This window comes from Heyndrickxia sp. NPDC080065 (assembly GCF_050281185.1).
Taxonomy (GTDB): Bacteria; Bacillota; Bacilli; order Bacillales; family Bacillaceae_C; genus Heyndrickxia.
The window spans coordinates 65,937-83,106 of sequence record NZ_JBNNWS010000001.1 but is presented as its reverse complement, the minus strand read 5'-3'; the positions used below and the strand labels follow the sequence as shown (position 1 = coordinate 83,106).

Annotated in this window: 14 protein-coding genes; 13 read left to right on the top strand and 1 reads right to left on the bottom strand. The window is 35.3% G+C overall.

Annotated elements, in window-relative coordinates; translation table 11 throughout:
* Positions 1-65: 65 nt before the first annotated feature.
* The 7 genes from ACQKP0_RS00380 (at position 66) to ACQKP0_RS00350 (ending at position 8,281) form a co-directional block, all read left to right on the top strand.
* Positions 66-848: an MBL fold metallo-hydrolase gene (locus ACQKP0_RS00380; protein ID WP_427403830.1), complete on the top strand. Its 783-nt coding sequence runs from the start codon at positions 66-68 to the stop codon at positions 846-848.
* 169 nt (positions 849-1,017) lie between these two features.
* Positions 1,018-1,662 carry a histidine phosphatase family protein gene (locus tag ACQKP0_RS00375; RefSeq protein ID WP_427403829.1) on the top strand — a complete coding sequence of 215 codons (645 nt, stop codon included), beginning with the start codon at positions 1,018-1,020 and terminating at the stop codon, positions 1,660-1,662.
* Positions 1,655-2,122, top strand: a complete 468-nt coding sequence (locus tag ACQKP0_RS00370; RefSeq protein ID WP_427403828.1) for an NUDIX hydrolase — start codon at positions 1,655-1,657, stop codon at positions 2,120-2,122. The genes ACQKP0_RS00375 and ACQKP0_RS00370 overlap by 8 nt, the downstream gene beginning before the upstream one ends.
* A gap of 532 nt (positions 2,123-2,654) precedes the next feature.
* A complete protein-coding gene (locus ACQKP0_RS00365) occupies positions 2,655-4,811 on the top strand; it encodes a right-handed parallel beta-helix repeat-containing protein (RefSeq protein WP_427403827.1) in 2,157 nt (718 codons plus the stop codon).
* A gap of 284 nt (positions 4,812-5,095) precedes the next feature.
* On the top strand, positions 5,096-5,659 hold the full coding sequence (locus tag ACQKP0_RS00360; RefSeq protein ID WP_427403826.1) for a biotin transporter BioY: 564 nt from the start codon (positions 5,096-5,098) through the stop codon (positions 5,657-5,659).
* Between the two features lie 43 nt (positions 5,660-5,702).
* Positions 5,703-7,163 (top strand): AMP-binding protein, encoded by a 1,461-nt coding sequence (locus ACQKP0_RS00355; RefSeq protein ID WP_427403825.1) that lies wholly within the window; start codon positions 5,703-5,705, stop codon positions 7,161-7,163.
* Positions 7,160-8,281 carry an acetyl-CoA C-acyltransferase gene (locus ACQKP0_RS00350; RefSeq protein WP_427403824.1) on the top strand — a complete coding sequence of 374 codons (1,122 nt, stop codon included), beginning with the start codon at positions 7,160-7,162 and terminating at the stop codon, positions 8,279-8,281. Before ACQKP0_RS00355 ends, ACQKP0_RS00350 begins: the two co-directional genes overlap by 4 nt.
* 32 nt (positions 8,282-8,313) lie before the next feature.
* On the opposite strand, the gene ACQKP0_RS00345 is transcribed toward ACQKP0_RS00350, so the two are convergent.
* On the bottom strand, positions 8,314-9,756 hold the full coding sequence (locus tag ACQKP0_RS00345) for a PLP-dependent aminotransferase family protein (RefSeq protein ID WP_427403823.1): 1,443 nt from the start codon (positions 9,754-9,756) through the stop codon (positions 8,314-8,316).
* Between the two features lie 129 nt (positions 9,757-9,885).
* Between ACQKP0_RS00345 and ACQKP0_RS00340 the strand changes: the two genes are divergently transcribed.
* From ACQKP0_RS00340 to ACQKP0_RS00315, 6 genes are all read left to right on the top strand, one after another.
* Positions 9,886-10,515: a LysE/ArgO family amino acid transporter gene (locus ACQKP0_RS00340; protein WP_427403822.1), complete on the top strand. Its 630-nt coding sequence runs from the start codon at positions 9,886-9,888 to the stop codon at positions 10,513-10,515.
* 99 nt (positions 10,516-10,614) lie between these two features.
* Positions 10,615-11,067: a DUF2269 family protein gene (locus ACQKP0_RS00335; protein WP_427403821.1), complete on the top strand. Its 453-nt coding sequence runs from the start codon at positions 10,615-10,617 to the stop codon at positions 11,065-11,067.
* 229 nt (positions 11,068-11,296) lie between these two features.
* Positions 11,297-12,307, top strand: coding sequence for a LacI family DNA-binding transcriptional regulator (locus ACQKP0_RS00330; RefSeq protein ID WP_427403820.1), 1,011 nt, complete (start codon positions 11,297-11,299; stop codon positions 12,305-12,307).
* A gap of 206 nt (positions 12,308-12,513) precedes the next feature.
* Positions 12,514-14,613 (top strand): glycogen debranching N-terminal domain-containing protein, encoded by a 2,100-nt coding sequence (locus ACQKP0_RS00325; protein ID WP_427403819.1) that lies wholly within the window; start codon positions 12,514-12,516, stop codon positions 14,611-14,613.
* 77 nt (positions 14,614-14,690) lie between these two features.
* Entirely contained in the window at positions 14,691-15,956 is a 1,266-nt protein-coding gene (locus ACQKP0_RS00320) for an ABC transporter substrate-binding protein (RefSeq protein WP_427403818.1), read from the top strand.
* 310 nt (positions 15,957-16,266) lie between these two features.
* Positions 16,267-17,166 (top strand): carbohydrate ABC transporter permease, encoded by a 900-nt coding sequence (locus tag ACQKP0_RS00315; protein ID WP_427403817.1) that lies wholly within the window; start codon positions 16,267-16,269, stop codon positions 17,164-17,166.
* The last annotated feature ends 4 nt before the right edge of the window (positions 17,167-17,170 follow it).

Sequence of the window (17,170 nt, the reverse complement as noted above, 5' to 3'; positions counted from 1 at the left end):
TTAGCAAAGGAAATTTGGTTATTTTGAAGTAGCAGTAAAGCAAAGTAAAATTTTGGAGGCTTTTTATGATTAAGGATTTATGGTTTACAGTACAAACGATTGATAAGAAAACATTTGCAATTAGTGAATACGGTCATTGGGAAAAAGTACATTCATTTTTATTATTGGGTGAAGAAAAAGCAGTTTTAATTGATACAGGTCTTGGAATTGACAAAATAAAGAGAATTACGGACCAATTGACTACTTTACCGATTGATGTTTTCACTACCCATGTCCACACTGACCATATCGGAAGTCATGGAGAATTCGAAAGAATATATGTCCATGAGGGAGATAAAGATTGGTTAGTAAATGGAATTAAAGGCTTATCAATCGAACAAATAAGAAAAGATATTAGTAGAGATATAACATTTCCAACACCAGAAACGTTTAATCCCAGTACATTCAAACCCTTTCAAGGTGAACCCACAGGCTTATTAAATGATGGGGATATATTTGAATTGGGGAACAGAAGATTAATTATTTTTCATACTCCAGGACATTCTCCTGGTCATATATCCACTTTTGATGAAACAAATGGTTATTTATTTACGGGTGATTTGCTTTATGATGAAACCCCTATTTATGCATTCTATCCTTCAACCAATCCTGTTGATTTAGTTAATTCATTGGAGAAAATATCAGAGATACCAAATGTTTCAATGGTTTACGGCTCGCATAATACATTGGGGATTAAGCCAAAAATTTTAGAAGAAGTGAAAATTGCAGATAAGTTCTTGAGAGAAAAAGAACTTACAAAATTCGGTACAGGAATCCATAAATTTAATGGATTTAGTGTACAGTTTTAACTATTTTTGATTAACTATTAGGAAACTACTAAAAGTTATGTTTCCTATTATTTATCTATTCTTAAAACATTAAAATTTAAAAGGGTCGAAAGCAAAAATCCTAATGGACTATAAGATTTCAAATGACGAAATACTAGAAGTTGTTTTGAAGAGAAAGGAGTCTTTGAAAATGCTCACTCTCTATATAACAAGACATGGGGAAACAGAGTGGAATATACAAAATAGAATGCAAGGCTGGGGAGACTCGGAATTAACTGAGAATGGTATTGGGAATGCGGTATCATTAGGAGGAAGGCTAAAAGAGGTGAAGTTTAAGGCAATTTATTCGAGCCCCAGTAAAAGAACGCGTGTGACAGCTGAATTAATTCGTGGTATCAAAAATATTCCTATTGTATATGACGAAAAACTTAAAGAGATTAATATGGGAGAATGGGAAGGAAAAACAAAATCATATATTATTGATCATTATCCAAATGAGTATCATCTATTTTGGAATGCCCCACATTTATACCATTCGGACAATGGTGAAAACTTTATAGATTTGCAGATTAGAGTTTTAAAAGCTATAGATACTATTAAGGAACAAAACACCTCTGGAAATATTCTAATTGTAACCCATTCAGTTGTAATAAAAATGATATTGGCTCTCTTCAAAAATACTCCACTTGAAAAATTATGGGATCCTCCATTTATTCATGATACCAGTCTTACTGTTATTGAAATGAGTGGCAATGGAAACAGGATTGTTTTAGAAGGAGATATTTCCCATAGGAAAGCTGTTATTCAGAAGGAGAAGGTCATTACTAATGATTAGAAGAGCTGTAGGTGCTATTGTGACCTATAATGATAAGTTTTTAATTGTTCATAAAGTTAAAATAAACACAGATGTAGGAAAAGAAGATATTCAAGGGGAATGGGATTTTATTAAAGGTGGAGTAAAAAAAGATGAAGCTGATTTAAAGCAAACTGTATTAAGGGAACTTAAGGAAGAAACTGGTTCAACAAACTACAAATTTATCAAACAATTCCATGAAAAAATACACTTCAATTTTCCATTACATTTGCAACAAAAAATTGGATACCAAGGACAAGAAACAACAATGTTTCACCTTGAATATTTAGGAGATTTGACGGACCTTAAACCAATAGATAATGAAATAAACAATATTCAATTCATAAAAAAAGAAAATGTTTTGAACGTGCTTACTCATAACGAAACAAAGGATTTTTTTATGAAATTTTGGGACGAAGGGTCAGGTCCCTTGTCCCAGTGAAATTATGAATAACATATAATGGAGAGTACTGCACACTTCTTTTTTAGATGATAAGTCTTTAAAACAAAAATTAACGTATGAATCGATATATTCTTTTTCAAAATGAGAATAAAAAAGTAAATAAATCTAATATAAATCAATATGATATTCGACTGAGCCTAATCTCTTACGGAGAAAAGGCTTTTTTATTTTTAGGCCATCTGTTTATGACTTTCATTCAAATCAATAAACTATCAAACTAATAGACGGGACAATAAACCTGACCCCGTGTCCCATTTTGTAAAATTAGTGTTAATGCATAAGCAAGTCCGTTTGTTTTTTCATATAAAAGGAGTAAGGGGAATATATTAAAAAGTAAATTAAATCATATTTCTCCAAATGAATTTTTATAAAAGTCTAGCTTGGATATTTTCATAAAAAAGTTCAGAAAGGTTGGCAAAAATGATGAGGGACAGTCATTTATTTAATCTCAGGGAGAAAATAGATTCTAACTTTGGATTATATGTCATAAATCTTGAGAAGGAAATTTCAAATGAAAAAATGGATCATTCTATCAGTAGTTATAATAGTATCGCTAGTGGGGTATTTAACAATGGATAATAGAGGACCTAAACCAAGTGTCAATTCTCAAGGACAAATGGGAAAAAATGTAACAAATAACCCTATCTATGAACTAGAACTAAGTAGATGGAGAGTTTACAATAATGGAACTAATGGGATTCAAACGACTAAAGGAATCAATTCCGCAATTAAATGGGCAATAGATAATGGCTTTAATACAGTTAAGATTCCAGATGGAACTTATCTCATCGCTAAAGGAACTCAAGAAGACGACCCAGATGCAAGAATTAATCTGGTAAGTAATATGACGCTGTTATTAAGTGACAATACTGAAATAAAAAAAGAAACAAATGGATTTGAGATATATTCTACTATTTATCTCGGTCCAGATGTGGAAAATATAACTATTACAGGAGGAACTCTTAGTGGAGATAGAGATACTCATGACTATTCCCAAAAAGGGCCTGATACAGATGGGACACATGAATGGGGGTATGGAATAAGAACAGAAGGACCGAAAAACATTGTCATTGACGGAGTAAAAATTGAAAAATTTACGGGTGACGGAATTATAATGGATGGAACGACAATATATGGCCAATATATTACTGCAAAAGATCTCGAATTAGGTGGAATAGACGATAACGGAGCCCCAATATCGCAAAAAGGAAAAATTCGCTCTAACAATTATAAGGTAGAGAATTTCAGTAATCCAATATATAAAAATGATCATTATAGAAATTTGATGATGTGGCTGCCAGAGGGGGTTGAAGGATATTATGATCTCTTCTATTATCGCAAAGACGGTAGCTTTATAAAAGCTGATAAAGATCAACATTTTAACTCCACATGGGGGTATTCTCACATTCCAAATGATGCCGACTATTTCAGAGTTGTCTTTAATTCTAACTCTACAAAAGGTGTCCAAGTAAATCGGATGACGGTCGCTGTTACCGAAAATATGACGATCAAAAATTGTGATATTGGATTTAATCGACGTCAAGGCATTACGGTAGGTGCATCTGACGTTATACAAATTATCAATAATACAATACACGATACTAATGGCACTGCCCCTCAAAGCGGAATAGATATAGAACCTGGATTTTACCCAGCTATTAACACCCTAATTAAAGGAAATCAATTTAATAATAATATCATTCATATGGTTTTTTCATATGGTGGAAATGCAAATGTAGAGGAAAATTATTTTGGACCAAATGGAGAGAGTAGTGTCGGTTTCTCCATTAATCCATCGTATGATGGTGCGACTGTAACGAACAACACATTTGATCACACAAATTTTGTCACATGGAACAACACCAAGTTTCTTAACAATAAACTAGTCTCCAGCTCAGCAAGCTTTGATGGAGGAACAAATAATATTGTCGACGGTATTGAAGGAACCAATTCTAGAATAGGATTTACTCAAACAGATAGAGATGGAATTAAAGTTTCCAATATTGTGCTTCAATCTTCCACTGGGTCAACAACTAAAGGCGGCATAGAGGTTTACGGAGAACCAATACAGTTAACAAACATTACATTAAAAGGAAATAATGATCTAAGTGGTGAAGGCAATGTTAATAATGTATATGATCATGTTGACTTTATTAATTCACCTGAAATGAGTTTGCCATTAGGTGTCTATAGTAATTGTACAACAAATAATGGAATATTCGAATTAGATAGTCCAGGGAAAATCGTATTAAATAACTGCTCATTTAAAAATACAACATTCTACACGTATGACTTAAAAACAGAAGCTACCATTCAAAATTCTACTTTTAATTTTGACAAAGATGAAACCAATCCAATTATAGTAGCGTTACAAGCAAAAAACATTAATGTACTAAACAATACGATTAACGATGTTACAAAAGTAAAAGTAGATCACGCAATCATCCAGATTGGACGAGATTCATGGCAAAACAATCCAACCAACGTTTTCGGTGCAACGATAAAAGGAAATAGAATAACTGCTAAAGTTAAAAGAGTAGGGATTGATACAATAAATGGTGGAAAAGGCGCCCCGCCGTATGACGTCGAAGACAATATCCTCACCAATGCTACTTTGAAATTAAAATCCACCGATATTAATAAAAACAACCAACTCCTTTCTCAATAAAAAAAGATTCTATCCGAACAAAAATCTTTTTCAAAAAGCGAACAGCATGGTACTGTTCGCTTTTTGTTTCAATTAATCTTGTAAAATATCCGTTGTTTAGGGATCTATTTTTATGTTTTCTTTTATAATTTTCCTCGTCATAAAATGAAAGTTGTTTTCCCTTATGGAATGTATGATGGATTTTTTTATGTCAACCTAAAATAAATTTAGGTTGACATATATTTTTACGGAGAATAAAATTAATAATGTATTCACGGAGAGAGAAATTTCAAAAGGGGGACATTATGAAAGTACGAGATATTACATATATTGCATTATTTGCTGCCATAATGGGGGCACTGGGGCTTGTTTCACCCATTTTTTTATCCTTTACACCAGTCCCTATCACACTTCAAAATATAGGAGTCCTGCTTGCTGGCGGTGTATTAGGAGCTAGATTAGGAGCTTGGAGCCAGATTGTATTTTTACTTCTAGTTGCAGCAGGCATGCCACTTCTATCTGGTGGGCGAGGTGGAATCAGTGTTTTTGTAGGACCAAGCGCTGGTTATTTATTTGGATATATTATTATTGCCTTCCTGCTTGGATTTATTATTTCTCGTATCCGAGTTCTAAGCTTTATAAAAATTTTAGTCACGAACTTATTAGTAGGAGTATTTTTACTTTATGTGTTCGGAGTACCAGTTCAGTCATTTGTAATGAACATTCCTCTTTTACAAGCAATCAAGCTAAGTCTAGTTTATATTCCTGGCGATATAATAAAAGCGGTGATTGCTACTTTTTTAGTTTATAAATTAAGAAAATCACCAGCATTAAAGATTCACACTTACAAGGAAAAGGAGACACTATGATGTGTCTCTTTTTACTAATATCTTTTTTAAAAGGAGAATTGAAATGGCTACGATAACACATACATATTCGAATCATCGTTTTCAACATCCCGATCGAATTGCCATTCATACTCAAGATCACAAGATAAGCTATGATCAGTGGTTTAAACTAATTTGTAAAACGGCAAACTGGCTAACATCTCTTCAGGTAAGTTGTAAAAGGATTGCTATCCTTATGCATAACGGGATTCCTTTCTTACAACTTTTTGCTGGCGCTTCCGCTGCAGGGTGGATAGTTGCTCCACTTGATGTAAAATGGCAAGACGAAGAATTACAAAAACGAATGAAACTTTGTTCACCTTCAATAATTATTACTACAAGGAATATGAAAGATAAGTTGGTATCCAATTCTAATGTAGTTTTTTGGGAAGATTGCATAGAGGAAATAGATCAATCTCCAATTGAATATACTGCTCATCTCAGTGGGGAGCATCCATTCTACATGGGATTTACATCTGGTTCAACAGGCGAGCCGAAAGCATTTGTAAGAGCTCATGCCTCTTGGGCGGCAAGTTTTGAATGTAATACATATGATTTTCAAATGAAGGATAACGAGCATGTGGTCATTCCTGGTGCACTTATTCATTCGCATTTTTTGTACGGTGCCATTAGTACGTTATTCTTAGGCGGGACGATATATTTATTAGAAAAATTCACTCCGTACATGACACTATCACTATTGAAAGAGTATCCGATTACTGTCATATATTTAGTGCCAACGATGATTGAAGCTATTTTAAAAGAAAAAGATGTCATAGAAAAACAAGTAACAATCATTTCCTCCGGTGCTAAATGGGAACCTGATTCAAAGCAGAGAATACGAAAGATGTTTCCAAATCTTTGTATGTATGAATTTTATGGAGCGAGTGAACTTAGCTTCGTAACTGTCCTATCCAATCAAGAAAATATTGAAAGACCTGGTTCAGTTGGAAGGCCATGTTATAACGTAGAGATTCAGATAAGAAAAAAAGATGGAACCATAGCGAGCCCATATGAAGCAGGAAAAATATTTGTAAGAAGTAATATGGTATTTATGGGATATATTGAGACAAATTGTCAAAGAATTCAGTCCATCCAAGATAAGGATGGGTGGAGCACGGTACATGATATGGGGTATGTAGACGAGTCAGGTTACTTATATATTATGGGCCGTGAAAAAAATATGATTTTATATGGTGGAATGAATATCTTCTCTGAAGAAATTGAAGCGGTTCTTTCCTCGCATCCAAAGGTTGAGGATGTAGCAGTAATTGGATTACCTGACCGTTATTGGGGACAGGTTGTGGCAGCTGTAATAAAGGGAAAAGCTCTTAAACAGGAACTAAGAAAATTTTGTAAGACAATGCTCGCTTCGTATAAAGTACCTCGTAAATGGTATTTTGTCGACCAAATTCCACTTACAACTAGTGGTAAGATTGCTAGATCCAAAGTGAAAGAGATAATAGAACAGGGGGAGCTTTCATGAAAAAGGCTGTGATTGTAAAGGCGAAACGAACTCCGATTGGGAGAGAAAACGGTATTCTAAGTTCCTTTCAACCACATGAATTAGCAGCCCCTCTTTTACAGCATTTAGCTAAAGATATAGAAACGGAGATTGATGATGTAATAGTAGGGAATATCGTAGGTCTTGGCGGTAATATAGCTAGATTGTCAGCATTAGAAGCAGGGCTACCACTTACTATCCCAGGTATGACTATTGATAGACAATGCAGTGCTGGTTTGGAAGCAATCCGAACAGCTTGTTATTTCGTTCAAGGTGGCGCAGGCAAGTGTTATCTTGCTGGTGGAGTAGAAAGCACGAGCACGTCCCCTTTCAAAAATCGTGCTCAATTTTCACCAGTACATATTGGTGATCCAGATATGGGAGTTGCTGCTGAATACGTAGCTGAGAAATATAGAATTTCACGTGAAAGACAAGATGAGTATGCATTTAAGAGCTATTTGCGAAGCATAAATGCATACGAACTTGGCTTTTATCAACATGAAATATTAAAGCTTAATCAAATCGAAACTGATGAAGAGTTCTTTCGAAGAAGAGATATGAAGAAGCTGCTGAAACGGGCAAGACCAATTTTTAAAAAGGAAGCTGGTACAGTTACTGCAGCAAACAGCTGCGGAATTCATGATGGTGCTTGTGCAGTATTAATTATGGAAGAAAACTTTGCAAATCAATTTGATTATGAGCCTGTTTTACGCTTTGTGGATAGCCAGGTATCTGGTGTTCATCCTAATTTTCCAGGATTTTCCCCTGCCCCTGCTATTCAGGAATTGCTAAAAAGAAACGAATTAGCAATAGAAGATATTGATTTAATTGAAATAAATGAAGCATTTGCTTCAAAAATTGTAGCATGTGCTCAAGAACTATCCATCCCATACGAAAAATTAAATGTACTGGGAGGAGCTTTAACCTTAGGTCATCCATATGGGGCTTCCGGTGCCATTTTAGTAACACGTCTTTTTTATGAAGTCCAACGAAGAAGTGATATAACATATGCTATTGCTGCGATCGGAAGCGGTGGGGGAGTTGGCTTAGCATTATTGTTTGAAGTTGTGAGAAAAAAGGTATCAGGTCCTAGAACCTGATACCTTTTGGAGGGATGAGCTAAAACCAGTAATTAGAGATCCTGAATGAGTTCGGCAATTCTAATTAGTCCCTTCTCTAATTGGTGGAGAGGTGCATATGCATAAGAGATTCGAAGATGGTGTTGATCGTTTCGATCGTAAATATTCCCTGGATTTAATAAAATTCCTTCTTTCAGTGCTTTTTCAAATAATTTATAAACTGAAATGTGTTTATGGATAGTAAGCCAAATATAAAAACCGCCTTTTGGTTTATTCCACGTTGCTAATTCTTTAAAATACTTATTAAGTATAGCAAGAGTAAAGTCCCGTCGGTAAGTCAATTCTGTTCGTATTTTTTTAATGTGTTCATGATATTGCCCGCTCGACAGCCATTCTGCAACTGCAAATTGGGATAAAGAACTTGATCCATAATCGGTTTGCATTTTAATATCTGATAAACGATCAATCACTGGTTCAGGACCAACGATCCAACCAATCCTCAAACCAGGTCCTAGGGTTTTAGACATACTCCCCATGTATAATACAAGCCCTTGGTTATCTAGAGATTTTAAAGGATTGGGTGGTATACGTTCAAAACACAAGTCTCCATAAACATCGTCCTCAATGATTGGCAATCTTTCTTTTTTACAAACGTTCAATAACTCCATTCGTCTATTTGAAGACATTAATATACCTGTTGGGTTGTGAAAGGAAGGAATGGTATAGAGCAATGCTCCGTTATGCTGTCTTTTTAATCTTCCTATCTCTTCAGTTTGAATCCCTTCATCATCCATAGAAATTCCAAGCAAATTCATTCCTGCTGATTGGAAGACATGGATGGAATGAAGGTAGGAAGGAGATTCGAGAAAAATGGTTGAGTCCCGGTGTAAAAGACCGAAAGAGATTAATTGTAATGCTTGAAGTCCTCCCGATACAATCAATATTGAAGAAGGAGATGCGTCTATCCCCTTCGATTTTAAATATTCACTTATTATTTCTCTTAAGAAGATGCTCCCCTTTGGTTCCGAATAACCTAAAGAAAGCTTGGTGGAAGATTTACTCATAAAGATTTGTTTCATCTTTTCAGTAGGCAGTAATTTGGGAGATAGCTCACCTGTCCCAAGGCGAATAATGTTCGGGTTAGATTCAGCCTTATTAATCTCTTGAATCATTTGTATATTGGGATGATAAAAACCTGACTTTACATAACTATTCCAATCGGGTGGTGGAGTAGAAGCCATTAAACTCCAAGTGTTATTTACAACAACGGTTCCTTTTCCAACCTTTGATTCAATTAATCCATCAGCTGCCAGCTCTCCAAGCGCATAGACAATAGTACTTCGATTTACTTGGAATTTTTCAGCTAGGTCTCGTTGTGGAGGAATTCTAGTTCCCACTGACCACTCACCATTCATTATTTTTCTTTTAATATATTCGTATATTTGTTTATGTAGTGGAATTGAAGATGACTTGTTTAACATCCATTCTATTGACATTAAAGAATCATTCCTCCCATTTTTTAATATTATAAACGATTGGTTGGATAAAATCCCAACCAAATGGTTGGAGACCAACATAATCTTTTCTTTTACAATGTAAGAAATACTCAAGTTGGAGGAGTAAATATGTTAGAAGCAATTCTTCATGGTTTTATTTTAGCATTCGGATTAATTCTCCCGTTAGGGGTACAAAATGTATTTGTCTTTAATCAAGGAGCGGTTCATCCTCGGTTTATAAAGGCATTACCAGTGATCATCACAGCATCCATTTGTGACACTTTATTAATTTCTTTAGCGGTCTTAGGGGTATCAGTGGTCGTACTTGAATATTATTGGCTAAAAGCAGTCCTTCTTTCTGCGGGTATTTGTTTTTTAGTCTATATGGGTTTTGTTATCTGGAAAGTTACACCTAAAGTTGATGAGAAGAAAAAAGATATTTTGTTTACTCCGAAAAAACAAATTGCTTTTGCAATGTCAGTATCATTATTAAATCCGCATGCGATTCTAGATACAGTTGGTGTGATAGGAACAAGTTCATTAAAATATGCTGGAATTGAAAAAGTGGCATTTGCAGTCGTATGTATTCTAGTTTCATGGTTGTGGTTTACCGGACTTGGAATTGCCGGTAGATTAATAGGGAAGATCGATAAAACAGGCCGTTTTTTATCTATATTAAATAAAATTTCAGCAATAGTCATGTGGGGAACAGCTGTTTATATAGGATTTACTTTGGCGTCTGAAACCTTTTATTCATAATGGCGAATAAATATTACGAAAATTGCATAAATGGTGCCTGACACCAAGAAGTGGTTTATAATGTTTTTATCGTGGAATTTGTTAGGCGGAGGGTATCAATTGGTAATTTATAAAATCCTTATTTTTATACACATATTTTCTGCAATATTAGGAATGGGACCGGGGTTCATTTTAACAAGAATTGCGAAGTCAGCAAAGACGATGACAGAGTTAAGACAAGCTTATGGAATTAGAAGGGATTTGCATTTTTTTGTTATGATTGGGGGAACACTTTTATTAGTGACAGGTTTACTAATGGGAGCATTAAATCCAAGTCTCTTTCAAATGGGATGGTATTTGACCAGCCTAATTCTCTTTTTTATAGGGCTGGCAATGGGGCCGCTTGTACTATCACGTAAATCAAAACCTATTAAAGAATTATTAGAATCATATAAAGAAGAAAAAATTCCAGAAGAGTATTACCGTTTATCAAAAGAACTCTTCCGATATGAGAACGTAGAGAATGCTATTTTTCTTGTTATTATTGTATTAATGATATTGAAGCCATTTTAAAAGATAAATGGTTTCAAATAAAAGGATTGATCCTTCACTTAGTACCCGTTTATGATATAAGCTTTAATGCTAAAAAGTAAAGAGAAGTAATTTGTATATTTCTAGAAAAGCAGATATGCTTATTTGCAGTCCCATTAATATTTTTTACAAAAAATATTGAAATCGCTTTCGTAATATTGTAGAATACAATCAATTAATAAATCCGAAACGTTTTGGAGGCTTTTTGAAATTGACAACAATAAAAGATATTGCAAGAGTTGCTGGTGTGTCAGTCACCACGGTATCAAGAGGGTTAAATGGATATTCGGATGTTAGTGAGAAGACAAGGGAAAAGATCCTTAGAGTAGCAAAGGAATTGAACTATAGCCCAAATACTCTTGCACGTAGTCTAGTAATGAATAAATCCAAAACAATTGGTCTACTTGTTTCAGGTTTAAATAAATCGAGTGCGAAGGATAATATTACCTTTGAAATGTTATCTGGAATAAATGAATTTGTCGGTGAAAGTGACTACGATCTTGTATTATTTAGTACAACATCTACGAAGCAGAGGGAAAAAACGTATACTCAGCTTTGTAAAGAACGCCGAGTGGATGGTGTGATTATCCAAGGTATTCGCACGGACGATCCCTATTTAAAAGAAGTTGTAGAAAGTGAAATACCCTGTGTATTGATTGATATCCCACTTACCTCTCCTAATGTTGGTTATGTAACTACTGACAATGTTTTAGGAGCAAAAAAAGGGGTTCAACATTTAATAGATTCTGGTCATACAAACATAGGGTTGATTAACGGACATGATTTTGCGTTTGTCAGCCAACAACGTTTGCAAGGTTATAAAGATGCTTTTCAAAAGGCTAATTTGCCGATTAGAAACGAATGGATTGCGAACGGTGAATTTAGTGAGGAGGCAGCTGAACAAGCAGCACTGAAGCTTTTGAAGGAGCATCCAGAATTGACAGCTGTATTTTGTGCAAGTGACTTAATGGCTTTAGGAGTCATAAAGGCAGCTCGAAAGATGGGAATAGAAGTCCCAAAAGAGCTATCAATTGTAGGATTTGACGATATAATACTTGCTTCCTATGTGACACCTTCATTAACAACCATCTCACAAAACACCTTTCGAATGGGATATGAAGCAACAAAATTATTGCTAGATATCCTTGAAGGTAGAACAGACAACCATGTCGTTACATTAGGAACTGAATTAAGAATACGAGAATCAACGAAATCTATTTGAGCTATAACTTTAAAAGAAGTTTCGTTTTAAATAGCTTTCATTTCAAAAATCCGAAACGTTTTGGATACTCAAATAAGAAAAATTGATAAATAATTAGCAATTGATTTGAGTTACATCATTAAGCTACATTATTTGTCAAACCTTCGCAAAAAAACCGAAACGTTTTGGAAAATAATTCTAACCAAAACAACTATAGGAGGATCAGCGTGGATTATCGAGTAATTAAAGAAAATGATTTGTTTTTCCTGACGGACACGAAAGGAAACGTTCCTGAAAACCATTATTATGGCATGGGATTATATACGAAAGATACACGTTTTTTAAGTAAACTGGATTTGAAAATAAATGGTGAAGATCCTGTACTATTATCATCAAATGCAGAGGAAAATTTCATGGCAACGATCTTGCTTACAAATCCTCATATAGAAAACGATGATGAATTAATTTTATGGCGTGAATCAGTTGAGATAGAACGCTCTCGATTTATATATGATGATGTTTTATATGAATCTATTAAAGTAAAAAATTATTATCCAAAGCCTATTTCCTTTGATATCAGTGTTCATATGGATGTTGATTTTTCTGATATGTTCATCGTCAGGGGATTTCAAACAGGGGACATTGGACATCGTACAGGTCAAACTGTAGAGGATAATTCACTAATCTATCATTACATAGGTGCAGACAATGTGAAACGTGCCACTAAAGTGACATGGGATAAAAAAGCAAAGTCTGTTTCATCTCAAGGAGATATTGCATTTGACTTTCAATTGGATCATGCCGAGGAAGAAAGATTTACAATGATGATTCAACCACAAATTGGTGACTTGGATGTTAAGGAAATCATTCCGCGAGAGGTTGCTATTCAAAAGCTTGAACACTCGTTTATAAAATGGGGAGAAAAAATTACAAAAGTTCAAACAGACCATCAGCCTCTTCAACGTCTTGTTGATCGAGGAATTTCAGATTTAAAAGTACTATTAACCGATTTAGGCTATGGTCAGTTTCCTGTCGCAGGACTTCCATGGTTCGGTGTTCCATTCGGAAGAGATAGTTTAATTGCGGCATTGCAAATGTTAGCGTTTAACCCGGAAATTGCTAAAGGAACATTATTAACATTAGCAAGCAAACAAGGGAAAAAGGTAGATCCATATCGGGATGAACAGCCTGGAAAGATTATGCATGAAATTCGATATGGTGAACTGGCAATGACCAATCAAATTCCGTTTACTCCATATTACGGTACGATTGATGCCACTCCACTGTTCTTAGTCCTGCTAACGGAATATGTGAAATGGACTGGAGACTTGGAATTCTTTGTGCAGTTGAAGGATCATATTGAAAGCGCACTCAATTGGATTGATCAATACGGAGATCGTGATGGTGATGGATTTGTTGAATATTACCAAGAATCAGCTAAAGGAATTGCTAATCAAGGCTGGAAGGATTCTGGTGATTCAATTGTTCATCGTAATGGCGACTATGGAGAAGCACCAATTGCGTTAAGCGAAGTTCAAGGCTATGTGTATCAAGGGAAAATAGGGATCGCTGGATTATATGAAAAAATTGGTGATATTGAAAAAGCAGAAAAGCTTCGAAACGAAGCCGAAGTGTTAAAAGAAAAATTCCATCAATCTTTTTGGATGGAAGATACCCAGTTTTATGCAATTGCTCTCGATAAAGAGAAGAAACAAGTAGGTACGATCACATCAAATCCAGGTCATGTATTATTTTCAAGTATGTTAAATAAAGATCGAGCTGATGCGGTAGTAAAAACATTACTTTCTCCAAAAATGTTTTCAGGCTATGGGATTCGTACAATGGGGGGAGGAGAAGCAGGCTATAATCCGATGAGTTATCATGACGGCAGTATTTGGCCGCATGACAACAGTATGATTTTACTCGGAATGAGTAAACTTGGGTATCAGCATGACGCCAAGCAAGTAATTAATGGTTTAGTTGAGGCAGCTGCCTATTTTGAATACGACCGACTCCCAGAGCTATATTGTGGTTACGGAAAGGAAAAAGGCAAAGCAATAAAATACCCGGTTGCTTGTTCACCGCAAGCATGGGCAGCAGGTACACCTCTTGTCTTTATCCAATCATTATTAGGATTATTTCCTAACAGCTTAGACAATGAAATTCATCTTACACCAACCCTTCTAGAAGAGATGAACTTTTTGAAGGTAGAGAACATTTCTGTTGGGGGCGGACAAATTTCGGTAAGTGTTGTTAGAGACAACAATGAAATTCATGTAACGGTTGATAAGAATACGACCAATTTTGATGTTATCATCCATAAATAATGTTTGAAAAAGCAGATTTTAACTAGGTTTCACCACTCTTATATAGAGGATTTTTATAAATGAAAGGGGTATAGAAAATGTTAAAAAAGAAATGGATAGCTTCATTAGGAATTACATCTTTATTAGTAGGCGGGATTTTAGCTGGGTGTTCAAATGATGCAAGTACAGACAAAAAGGATAATAAAACAGGTGATAACAAAAAAGTTGAAATTACACTTGCAGGCTGGGGATCATCTCCAGAAGAATCTGAGTTGTTAGAACAGGTATTAAAAGATTTTGAGGATAAGCATCCTAATATTAAAGTGAAACATGAAGTCATTGCGGATCAATACATGGATGTAGTGAAAACACGTTTAATCGGCGGCGAAGGCCCAGACGTATTTTATCTTGATGCTGTTGAAGCGCCAGCATTAATTGAAACGGGTGTAGTTGAGCCTTTAAATGATTATGTTAAAGATGATTTTGACGTGGAAGATTTTGAAAAGCCATTAGTTGAGGCATTCCAAAAAGATGGAAAATATTATGGTTTCCCTAAAGGGTATTCAACACTTGCGTTATTTTACAACAAAAAAATGTTAAAAGATGCTGGTGTAGAAGTTCCAAAAACATGGGATGAATTGCTTGAGGCATCTAAAAAATTGACGAAAGGTAATAAAGTATATGGGTTCGGTCAGAATCCTGAGTTAGCTAGAACATTGTTTATTGCTGAATCTCATGGTGGAAAAGTAGTTGTCGATAACAAAGCCAATTTCGCTGATTCAAAAGTAGTTGAAGCTCTACAACCATATGTAGACCAACACTTAAAAGATAAAACGGCTGCTCAGCCTAAAGATGTAGGAGCAGACTGGACAGGAGAAATGTTTGGTCAAGGAAAAGCGGCAATGGTTATTGAAGGGAACTGGGCAATCCCATACTTAGATAGTACGTTTAAAGATATTGATTACGGTATGGCAGAAGTTCCTACGATAAATGGAAATAAAGGTACAATGGCATTTACTGTTGCTTACGTAATGAATGCAGCTTCTGAGAAGAAGGAGGCAGCTTGGGAATTAATGTCCTATTTGACTGGTAAAGAAGGGATGGAAACATGGACAAGTAAAGGATTCGAATTACCTTCCCGCAAATCAGTTGCTGAAAAGTTAGGTTATGACAAAGATGAGCTTCGCGGAGCGCTTGTTGCTGGAGCACCTTATGCGACAGTTTGGTCTAATGGTTCTAACTTACCAATCATTTTCAACAACTTCAATAACCAGTTTGTTAATGCATACTTAGGTAAAGAGGATCTTGCAAAAGCATTGAAGGAAGCACAAGATACAGCAAATAAAGAAATTGATGGTCAATAATGGAAATGGAAAGGGAAGGGGACTTCCCTTCCTTTTTCAAAAGGTAAGAAGTTATAAAATTTACTAAGGATATTAGACATGAAAAGTGTCTGCTGTGACTAGCTCCAGCGCCTATCGACTAGCGTACTTCAGGACTTCTCCCTATGATAAGTCAAAGTCCCGAAAGGAAGTACGTGGATGAGCAGGGCGCTTGCGCTTTTCTTAACTTGTTAGAACTCTTTCTGGTGATGGACTTTAGTAATCGTCGGTAGAAAGAGTTCTAGCAAAATTGATTAACTTGGAACCTCTTGTTAAAAGGAGATGAACGAAGATGAGAAGCAAGTCTTCCAAAAAAATGCTGAGAGAGACCGGGCAAGGATATTTATTTATGTCACCCACTTTGTTAGTCTTAATACTCTTTATTATCGGTCCAATTTTTTATGCCATCTTTCTCGCTTTTCATAAAGTGCAATTACTAGGTACCACTAGTTTTCAATTCGTTGGGTTCGATAATTTCATACATATTTTAGATGACCATCGGGCCAAAATTGCACTTTGGAATACTGCAAAATATGTACTTATAGTTGTACCATGTCAAACGATTTTGGCACTTGTCCTAGCTGCCTCTTTAAACGCAGGATTGAAGGGAGAGAAGTTTTTTCGAATTGTTTACTTCCTTCCAACGTTGACTTCTTCTGCGGTATTAACCTTAATTTTTATGTGGATGTATAATCAAAATGGATTGATTAATAAAGTACTTGAATTCATTGGTCTTCCAACTTATAACTGGCTCAATGATCCTTCAATTGCCTTGAATTCGATTATGGGCATGAATATTTGGTCAACTGCGCCATTTTATATGGTTATCTACTTAGCTGCTTTACAAAATATACCTGATTCACTTTATGAAGCAGCAGAACTTGATGGTGCAAACGCAATTCAGAAATTCTTCTATATTACGGTCCCACAATTACGGCCTGTTACGTCCTTCGTAATTATTATGGGGCTCATTGGTACCTTCCAATTATTTGACCAATCCTATATTTTCTCAGCTGGATCAGGAGGTCCAAATAATTCAACATTAACAGTTGTTCTTTTAATCTATCAATATGCCTTTAAGAATTTAGGTACGATGGGATATGCAGCAGCTCTTGCATTTACATTAGCAATTGTTATTCTCATAGCAACATTGATTCAACGGAAATTCTCCAAAGAGGAATCTCTTTACTAGGGAG